Here is a 9,802-nt window from a genome sequence, read left to right on the forward strand (position 1 = left end):
TGACTTGTGTAGTGTTTTTTCTGTCACTAACAACCATAACACAGCGTGCACACATATCCCTATCCCAGTGCACCTCTGATGGCTGTGTACTTACTTCTTTTTTATCACATCCCGTAAAATAGAGCAGACTAAACGCAAGAGTAAATAGTAAAAAGAAATATTTCATAAGTTGACCTTTTTTTATACAATTCTAACTGATTGTATTTGAAGGTACTATGATATATATCAATAATTACTTAACTATTTTTGCTTTTATCTCATCTTCTGTAAGTTTTTCACTCACATATTTAATTACAGCTAATTTTTCTGTATCATTAATATACCACTCTGCAATATGCTCATGTTCTAAATTTTTAAGTTTATCCATATCTACTTCGCTAAGAGGTATAAATAAAAATTCGTGTTTTGTTGGATTTTCAAATCTAAAAAGCATCCATAATAGCCATATAAACGCAACAACAGCGACGCTAATTCCAATGGTGCTTCTATCTGCCATACCCATCATAATACCAGCAACCATAGCACCAACAAATGTTGAAAGATATGCTGATGTATTAGCAATTCCTAACGCGGTACCTTTTTGGTGTACCTTAGCAAATTTACTTATCATTGATTGTACCAGCGGTTCCATCATATTAAATGCAATAAAGAAAAAGATAACACCGACTACAAATACAAGACTTGAATTTGTAAGTCCCATAATAGTAAATGAGAGTATAAAAAGTACGATAGCTATTAAAAATATTGTTTTTGGCTTGTTGTATTTCTCACCAAAAATAGCGGCAGGTCCCATCGCTGCGATACCAAGCACCATAGCTGGAACATACACTTTCCAAAGCTCAGTTTTCGCCCAGTCAAAATGGTAGTTGGCATGTGTTAAAAATACAGGAATTAAAACAAATGCCATAGTCATAAGACCTTTTTGCATTGAATCTACAATTACCATATTAAAAAGATTTTTATCTTTTAAAATTTCTGAGATTTTAGCCTTTTTATTATAAATATGTACAATTTTTGGAGGAGTAGGAACTTTTGTAAATAGTAAAATCATAGCTAGTAAAGAGAGTCCAGCTGTAATGTAGAAGAGATTACCTACACCATACATACCACCAAGAACAGGTCCTGCAATCATAGCAACTGCAAAACTCATAGCGATAAATCCACCCATGATAGCCATAGCATGACCACGAGTTTTTTCTTCAACTAAATCAGAAATCATAGCCACAACAACAGAACCAATAGCACCGGCACCTTGTAAAAAACGTCCTAGCATAAGTGTGTAGATATTGTCAGCATAGCCTGCTATAAAAGAACCAATCATAAAAATAACAAGACCAATAAAAAGGGTAGGTTTTCTTCCTATCCTGTCACTCATAGACCCAAATGGGATTTGAAATGCAGCTTGTGTAAGCGCATATCCACCAACAATAACACCAACTAAAAGAGGTGTCGCACCCTTAAGAGAGAGGGCATAAACCGAAAGAACTGGTAAAACAAGAAAGAGTCCTAAAAATCTAAGGAACAAAATACTTGAGAGAGGTAAAACTTTTTTAAACATAGAAAGCCTTTTATAGTATAATTTTAAAATTATAGAGCAACTATTATTTATAATTGATTTGCAAAAGATAAGAGATATAATTTAAAAGATAATTTAAGGAAAAAAGTTGAAAAAATTAGTACTAGCGACTTCAAACAAGGGAAAAGTAAGAGAGATAAAAGAGCTATGCACAGAGTATGAAGTTGTTCCATACACAGAGCTGATCCCTGCGTTTGAAATAGTTGAAGATGCAGATACTTTTAAAGAGAATGCACTTATAAAAGCAAGAGCAGTTTATGAAGCACTCGGAGATGAAGATGTCATAGTGATGGCGGATGATAGCGGTATAAGTGTAGAGGTACTTGATGGTGCGCCGGGAATTTATAGTGCGAGATACGCAGGTGAAAATGCGAGTGACAAAGATAATTTGTATAAATTGATGGAAGATATAAAAGCAAAAGGGGTAGATAGTTCTCCAGCTTTTTATACGGCAGCTATTGCAATAGTGACAAAAGGAATAGAGAAGACGGTGCATGGTTGGATGTATGGTACTGCAATTACTCAAGCACGCGGTGAAGGTGGTTTTGGATATGATCCGATGTTTATACCATTAGGGCATGATAAAACGCTTGGAGAGCTTGATAATGAGATAAAGAAAAAACTCTCTCACCGTTCACAAGCACTCTCTTTAGCTTCACATATATTCAGAGTTTTATAAAATTTTACGACTTAATTTATAAAAAGAGTCCTCAAATTTTTCTAAAACTAAATGTAAGTGGGCGTTATATTTGCTAAAATACTGCATAATATCTCCTTTAACATTTAAAATGTATTTGAGAAGAGCAATTGTTATTCCATCAATTAAACATGATTAATAAAAAAGTACCAAAGATAATTCTATAGACTCCAAACGCAACGAAAGTGAACTTTTCTAAGAATGCTAAAAAGAGTTTGATAGTGAGGTATGCAACTATAAAGGCAACGACAAATCCTACTATAAGTACCTCTAAGTTAGCTCCTGAAAAATCATGGTAGTATTTAACAATGTCGTGAGCAGTGACGGCACTCATAACAGGAAAAGCAAGCAAGAAACTAAACTCCGCACTCGCTTTACGACTCATACCAACAAGGAGTGCGCCGATGATAGTTGAGCCAGCTCGTGAAGTACCTGGAATAAGGGCAAAAACCTGTGCAATTCCTATCCACATAGATTGCTTATATGTAACGGCTTCTACATCGTCAGTAAGATGCTCCTCATTTGGAATGTAGAATTTTTCTACAATCAAAAAGATAATACCACCAACAATGAACATAATTGCAACAATATTGATGCTAAAGAGCTCTTTGATTTGGTGAGAGAAGATAAATCCAACAAATCCAATAGGTAAAAATGCTAAAAATACTCTTTTCCAAAGTTCAATTTTTTCAAGTGTAAATTTCTCTTTGTAGTTGAAAATGACCGCCAATATAGCAGCAAATTGAATGATAACCTCGTATGCTTTTGTTACACTTGTCTGGTCGATGCCCATAAACTTACTAGCTACTATCATATGTCCTGTAGAGGAGATAGGGAGAAACTCTGTGAAACCTTCAATAACGCCTAAAATTATAGAATCATAAATTGTCATATTTGTCCTTTTGAAAGTAGTATTCTAACATATTTTTAACTTTAAACTTATTTCGCTATAATACGAGGTTTTATTTTAAACACTAAACCCATTAGGAAATACAATATGTTACTTTTTACTCCTGGTCCAACTCCAGTTCCACAAAATGTTCGTAATGCAATGAGCGATGAGACGATGCACCATCGTACACCGGAATTTGAAGCTATTTTTGAGAAGACGCGTAAGCACCTTTTTGATCTTTTTGCTACTGATGAAGTGGTGATGATAGCATCAAGCGGAACAGGAGCTATGGAAGCAGCTGTTATTAATCTCTGTAAAAACACACTTTTAAGTGTAAACTCTGGAAAGTTTGGTGAGCGTTTTGGCAAAATTGCAACAGCACACGGGCTTAAAAATGTAGAGATTAAAAACGAGTGGGATACACCTGTAAGTGTAGAAGATGTTGTAAACGCAGTAAAAGCAAACGCAGATATTGATGCGATAGCCGTACAAATTAGCGAATCAGCAGGTGGTCTTCGTCATCCTGTCGAAGAGCTTGCAAAGGCTGTAAAAGAGATAAATCCTGAGATAATGATTATTGCCGATGGTATTACTGCTGTAGGTGTTGAGCGTATTGATGTTACAAATATCGACTGTTTGATTGCAGGGAGTCAAAAAGCACTTATGTTACCACCAGGGCTTGCAATTTTAGGTCTCTCAAACGCAGCTATAGAAAAAATTGGTACAGGTGTAGGCTACTACTTTAATCTCGCTTCTGAGATTAAAAAACAGCGTCAAAACACTACCGCATATACAGCGGCTACAACGCTTATTATAGGACTTTTGGAAGTTTTCGAGATGATAGATCGAGAGGGTGGTGCGGGTCTGCTTTATTGTAATACTGCAAGACGTGCAAAAGCGACAAAAGCAGCCCTAGAAGCTATAGGACTACATAGCTATCCTAAAGTTCCTGCAAGAAGTATGACAACTATTGATGACGTGGATGCTTCAAAAATCCGTTCTGCTCTAAAAGAAGAATACGGTGTGAATGTAGCAGGTGGTCAAGACCATCTTAAAGGCAAGATTTTTCGTATAAATCAAATGGGAATTATCCCTGTATATGAGTCTGCTTGGGTAGTAAATGCAATAGAATTAATTTTACATCGTATAGGGCGCTTGCAGTACACTGGTATTGCTTCAAAAGTTTTTAATGAAACTTACTTTAAATCTGCCCTAGAAAAGAAAGAGATATAAATGATACTTGAGCATGAAATTCCACACGGGAGCAAGCTCTACTTTGGTAAAAGTGCCAAAGTAAAAAGAGCGATAGAGAGAGTTGCAAGTGATATTTTAGATGCAAATGGTTTTGAGGAGATAGTAACGCCTATTTTTTCATATCATCAACATAAGAGTATTGCTGATGAGAGAGAGCTTATTCGTATTAATGATGAAAAGAACAACTCACTCTCTTTGCGTGCTGACTCTACTATTGATGTTGTACGTATTATAGAAAAACGACTTGGTAAGAATACAACACAAAAAAAGTGGTTTTACATTCAACCTGTTTTTACATATCCTACTACTGAGCAGTATCAGGTGGGTGTTGAGTTTATGGGTGAGAAGAAACTCTCAAGTGTTGCCTCTTTGGCAATAGATATTTTTGAAAAATTAGAGGTACAACCTTTGATGCAAATTTCAAATATCAAGATTCCTGAACTCCTTGTTGAAATGTTTGATACATTAAGCATTGATGACTTTAGACATATAAATATTGATAAATTTATCAGTATAGGTGAAGAGTGGTTAAGTAAACTTGTTTATCTGCAGTATGTAGAGCAGCTTGATGAACTTTTAGAAATTGTGCCTGAGTCTATAAAAGCGGAACTTTTGAAGATGAAAGAGTTGTGTTTGGAGATACAGTGTGAAAACGCTGTGCTTGCACCAATGTACTACGCAAAAATGCTCTACTATGATGAACTTTTCTTCCGCTGTATTGTTGGAAATGAAGTATATGCACGTGGTGGAAGATATAAAAATGAAGCGCTCACTTCAGTAGGTTTTGCAATATATACAGATGTATTGTGTGAAGCCATAGAGCAATAGAAAAAGAGGGAAATAAATATGTATGAAAATAAAGCGGATGTAATTGTTGGAATCCAGTGGGGTGATGAAGGTAAAGGGAAAATAGTTGATAAACTTGCTCTTGAATATGACTTAGTGTGTCGCTCTCAAGGTGGACATAATGCTGGTCACACTATTTGGGTTGATGGTGTTAAATATGCATTACACCTTATTCCATCAGGTGTGCTTAATCCAAACGCAGTGAATGTTGTTGGAAATGGTGTTGTACTTTCTCCTAGTTCTATCATAAAAGAGATGGAGCAGTTTGAGGGCTTAGAGGGTCGTCTTTTTATTTCAGATAAAGCACATCTTAATCTCTCATACCATGCAGAGATTGATCAGGCAAAAGAGAAACTCAAAGGTGATAAAGCCATAGGTACAACAGGAAAAGGAATAGGACCTGCCTATTCTGATAAAATTAATCGTATTGGTCACCGTGCCGGAGAGCTTTTAAACCCTGAAAAACTATGTCAAACTATTTTAGATTATTTTGCACTGAATAAGCCTATTTTTGATGTTATGGACTTACATGCTCCAAAAAAAGAGGAACTCCTTGCAGAACTTACTGCATACAGTGAAAAGCTTGCTCCTTTTATTACAGATACAACACAAATGGTATGGCGTGCACTTGATAGTGAAAATAAACGCGTACTTTTAGAGGGCGCACAGGGGACTATGCTTGACATCGATCATGGAACATACCCCTATGTAACTTCAAGCTCAACTGTAAGTGCCGGTGCTTGTACCGGGCTTGGGCTCAACCCTAAAGACATAGGTAAAGTGACAGGAATTGTAAAAGCTTACTGTACTCGTGTTGGAAATGGACCTTTTCCTAGTGAAGATTTAGGTGAAGATGGTAAAAGACTTGGCGAACAAGGGCATGAGTTTGGAACAACAACAGGACGTGCGCGTCGTTGTGGTTGGTTTGATGCAGTAGCAACTCGTTATGCTTCACGCCTTAATGGTTGTGATGAACTAGCACTTATGAAACTTGATGTACTTGATGGTTTTGATGCAGTTAAAGTTTGTGTTGCTTATGAGTATAATGGTGAAATAATAGATTATTTACCAGCTGATTTGGAAAATGTAACACCAATATATAAAACTTTTAAGGGTTGGGATAAGTCTGTAGGTGCTCGTACATTTGAAGAGCTTCCTCAAACTGCTCAAGAGTATGTAAAACTTATTGAAGAGATTAGTAAAACAAAAGTTGGTATAATCTCTACATCTCCTGAAAGAGAAGACACCATAATACTTTAAAGGAATTCCTTCTGTTATGAAAACGCGCTTTAGCTCTTTAGTAAATGTGAAAAAAAACACAATGCAGCAGAGTGAGAGTGCCTTTCAAAAGGCAAATGCAGCTTTTTTAAATGCAGAAGATGCCTTAAAAACTTCTACCGAACAACTTCAAGAACTAGCATCCCCTACAGATGGTCAGATTTCCAATTTTTTAGCACATAGAACACTTCTTGATGTACAAAGAGTACTTATAACACACAATCAAGAGTGGGTTGCGTTTAGCCAAACTGAGATGCAAAAGGCAAAAGAGCAACTTAAATTTGACACTATAGAGTATGAAAAATTTAAGTATCTTGAGTTTGAAGAACAAAAAAAACTAATTAAAGAAGCAAAAATAAAAGAAGCAAAAGATTTAGATGAGATAGCTCTCATGACTTATGCAAATAAAAACTATAAAAAGGCAGCCTTGTGAGATATATTTTCATACTATTTTTTCTCTATTCATCACTTTTTGCACTGCAGACAAGTGATAAAATATTTGAGTGTACTAAGATTTTTGAGCAGAGAAAAGGGGAGCTTTTAGTGGAACTAGAGCGTATAGATGAACAAAAACAGGCACTTAATTCTCTTAAAATTGCTACAGAAAATTTACTGAAAAAAAAGAAAGCTAAGCTTGATCAGCAAGAAGAGGCACTTAATACAAAATTGGCTGAGCTAACAAAAAAAGAGAATGCTATAAAAGCTATGCGCGATGAAAATAAAAAGCTTTTAGAAAGACTTAAAAGTACAAAAATGTCTAAAATCTCTCAAACATTTTCAAAGATGAAAGCTGGAGCGGCTGCGGGTGTTTTGTCTGATATGCCAACAGATGATGCAGTTGCAATTTTACAATCTTTAAAACCTAAGGTTGTAGGAAAGATTTTTACGAAAATGGATCCAACAAAAGCAGCAAAACTTACAGAACTTTTAGCAAAATAAAAATCTATAATCAAATTTTTACATTTAATACAGTAGAATAGCGTAATAAATTTACTCTAGGCATTAATTATGAAAATGACTCTTAAAACTATCCCTCATATCGCAAATAAAATTGCAATTGATTTAAACAAAAGCGGTGTTGTCGTAATGACAAAAGGTCTAGAACCAGTAGCAGCTGAGGCAGAAAAAGTTTTGCATGAGAGCGTAAAACAGGAGATGGCTTTAGAAGAAAAAGTCAATGAAATCTGTGATGCAAATGAAGATGAAATAGAATATATGATGGCAGATGAAAGACAGCTCTTTTATATGATTAAAAAGAAATTGGCACCTGAATTTGGCGTTATCTTAAATTATGAAGAGCGATTTTCAGACATAGCACATAAGATACTTGATGAATTGTATGAAGAAGATTTAATACATTTTGATGTAACAGAAAATCGTATTAAAAATATTATTTATAGTGCTATTACTTCATTTATGGCAGATAGTTCAGAAATTGAAGATGCGGTAATGGATAAAATCCGTTCATATAAACGTAGATTTATTCCTGGAACTGATGAGTTTGAGATTTTACATGAAAAACTTTACCGTGAAGAGTTAACAAAAAGAGGAATGGAGTAAAACTATGAGCAATACATTGAAAAAAGTTTGGATATATTTAGAAAATGGCACATATCTTGAAGCAAATAGTTTTGGTGCATCTAAAACAGAAGTGGGCGAAATTGTTTTTAATACTTCTATGACGGGCTATCAAGAGATAATGAGTGATCCATCTTATGCTGGACAATTTGTAACATTTACTGCACCGGAGATTGGAAATGTAGGCGTAAATGAGCAAGATATGGAGAGCCTTAAAGCGCATGCAAAAGGGATGATAGTAAGAAAATATCAAGCGCGTTACTCCAACTTTAGAGCAGAAAAATCTTTGCATGAATTTTTAGCAGAAAATGATGTTATGGGAATTTGTGACATTGATACAAGATACCTTACAAAAATGCTCCGTAGTGAGGGTTCTATGATGATGATTGCTTCTACTGAAGTAAGTGACAGAGAAGAACTTAAAAAAATACTTGAAAATTCTCCTCGAATTGAAGCTATAAATTATATTGAGCAAGTGAGTACAAAAGAGGCGTATAAACATACTTCAAGTACATATTCAAATGTAGATTTTAAGTATGCTATCCCTCCAAAAGCAGAGGCTAAAATAGTTGCAATTGATTTTGGTGTCAAGAGAAATATTTTAAATGAACTCGTAAGTGCTGGTGTTGAAGTGGAAGTTATACCAAACACATTTAACGCAGATGATTTGATTGAGCAATATAATACAAAAGATATTGACGGAGTCTTTTTATCAAATGGACCAGGCGACCCCCTTGTACTTAAGCGTGAGCAAGAAGAGATTAAAAAACTAATAGCTGCAAAAGTACCTATGTTTGGTATCTGTTTGGGACATCAGTTGCTCTCCATCTCTCACGGATATGATACATTTAAACTAAAGTTTGGACATCACGGTGGTAATCATCCTGTTAAAAATGAAAAGAGTGGGCTTGTGGAGATTACGGCACAAAATCATAACTATAATGTTCCTGACAATATTATTGAAATTGCAGAAGTGACACATAAAAATCTTTTTGATAACACTATTGAAGGTTTATCATATAAAAATGAGCCTATTTTTTCTGTGCAACACCATCCAGAAGCTTCTCCTGGACCAAAAGAGAGCCGTTATATTTTTTCAGAATTTCTCTCCTTGTTAAAAAGATAAAAGTAGTTATAACACTACTTGTTATCTGAAATCCTCTCTGTACGAAAAAACTCCCTATTTCTTAACTATAAATAAAATTACAAAACTAAACAAAAACCTAATATATTTCTTGATTTGTACTGAAATTAAGATAATTTAAACAATTCTATTGCTAATATAGCAGTGTTGATTAGTCATATAAGTATTTAAAGATATTTATATGACTTAATTGCTTTGAATCTTAAGGAGGCTATATATGGAGAATCGTCCATTAGAGTACGACTATACGGTTGCAAAGATGTTTATGCTTACAACAATTGTTTTAGGAATTGTTGGCATGAGTATCGGTGTTTTTATTGCATTTGAACTTGCATTTCCAGGATTGAACACAATCTTTGGCAAGACTATTGCAGAATACACAGCTTTCGGTCGTCTTCGTCCATTGCATACTGACTCAGTTGCATTTGGTTTTACAGTAAGTGGTATTTTTGCTACTTGGTTTTACGTTGGTCAAAGGGTACTAAAAGTATCTATGGCAGAATCAAAATTTTTGATGTTTATTGGTAAACTTCAATT

11 protein-coding genes are annotated in these 9,802 nt (G+C 34.9%); 9 read left to right on the top strand and 2 right to left on the bottom strand.

The features are described from left to right. Positions 1-232: 232 nt before the first annotated feature. Positions 233-1,558, bottom strand: a complete 1,326-nt coding sequence (locus tag MV589_RS10735; protein WP_297434727.1) for an MFS transporter — start codon at positions 1,556-1,558, stop codon at positions 233-235. Positions 1,559-1,664: 106 nt separating this feature from the next. On the opposite strand from MV589_RS10735, the gene rdgB reads away from it, so the two are divergent. Continuing rightward, a complete protein-coding gene (gene rdgB, locus MV589_RS10740) occupies positions 1,665-2,255 on the top strand; it encodes an RdgB/HAM1 family non-canonical purine NTP pyrophosphatase (RefSeq protein WP_297434729.1) in 591 nt (196 codons plus the stop codon). A gap of 139 nt (positions 2,256-2,394) precedes the next feature. On the opposite strand, the gene MV589_RS10745 is transcribed toward rdgB, so the two are convergent. Then, on the bottom strand, positions 2,395-3,165 hold the full coding sequence (locus MV589_RS10745) for an undecaprenyl-diphosphate phosphatase (RefSeq protein WP_297434731.1): 771 nt from the start codon (positions 3,163-3,165) through the stop codon (positions 2,395-2,397). 105 nt (positions 3,166-3,270) lie between these two features. Here MV589_RS10745 and MV589_RS10750 point away from each other — a divergent pair, with 105 nt between their 5' ends. The 8 genes from MV589_RS10750 to MV589_RS10785 all read left to right on the top strand — a co-directional run. Next, complete coding sequence (locus tag MV589_RS10750; RefSeq protein WP_297434733.1) at positions 3,271-4,398, top strand: pyridoxal-phosphate-dependent aminotransferase family protein; 1,128 nt, start codon at positions 3,271-3,273, stop codon at positions 4,396-4,398. Continuing rightward, the gene (locus tag MV589_RS10755; RefSeq protein WP_297434735.1) at positions 4,399-5,247 is read left to right on the top strand and encodes an ATP phosphoribosyltransferase regulatory subunit; all 849 of its coding nucleotides are present in this window, start codon (positions 4,399-4,401) and stop codon (positions 5,245-5,247) included. An 18-nt stretch (positions 5,248-5,265) separates the two neighbouring features. Next, the gene (locus MV589_RS10760; protein WP_297434737.1) at positions 5,266-6,525 is read left to right on the top strand and encodes an adenylosuccinate synthase; all 1,260 of its coding nucleotides are present in this window, start codon (positions 5,266-5,268) and stop codon (positions 6,523-6,525) included. Between the two features lie 16 nt (positions 6,526-6,541). Continuing rightward, positions 6,542-6,976, top strand: coding sequence for a flagellar export protein FliJ (locus MV589_RS10765; protein ID WP_297434739.1), 435 nt, complete (start codon positions 6,542-6,544; stop codon positions 6,974-6,976). Next, positions 6,973-7,482, top strand: coding sequence for a MotE family protein (locus MV589_RS10770; protein WP_297434741.1), 510 nt, complete (start codon positions 6,973-6,975; stop codon positions 7,480-7,482). Before MV589_RS10765 ends, MV589_RS10770 begins: the two co-directional genes overlap by 4 nt. 69 nt (positions 7,483-7,551) lie before the next feature. After that, positions 7,552-8,103 (top strand): DUF507 family protein, encoded by a 552-nt coding sequence (locus MV589_RS10775; RefSeq protein ID WP_297434743.1) that lies wholly within the window; start codon positions 7,552-7,554, stop codon positions 8,101-8,103. A 4-nt stretch (positions 8,104-8,107) separates the two neighbouring features. Beyond that, complete coding sequence (gene carA / locus MV589_RS10780; RefSeq protein ID WP_297434745.1) at positions 8,108-9,247, top strand: glutamine-hydrolyzing carbamoyl-phosphate synthase small subunit; 1,140 nt, start codon at positions 8,108-8,110, stop codon at positions 9,245-9,247. Positions 9,248-9,482: 235 nt separating this feature from the next. Beyond that, a partial coding sequence (locus tag MV589_RS10785; RefSeq protein WP_297434747.1) for a cbb3-type cytochrome c oxidase subunit I occupies positions 9,483-9,802 on the top strand: 320 nt, incomplete at its 3' end.

This window comes from Sulfurimonas sp., from assembly GCF_026991475.1.
Classification (GTDB): Bacteria; Campylobacterota; Campylobacteria; order Campylobacterales; family Sulfurimonadaceae; genus Sulfurimonas.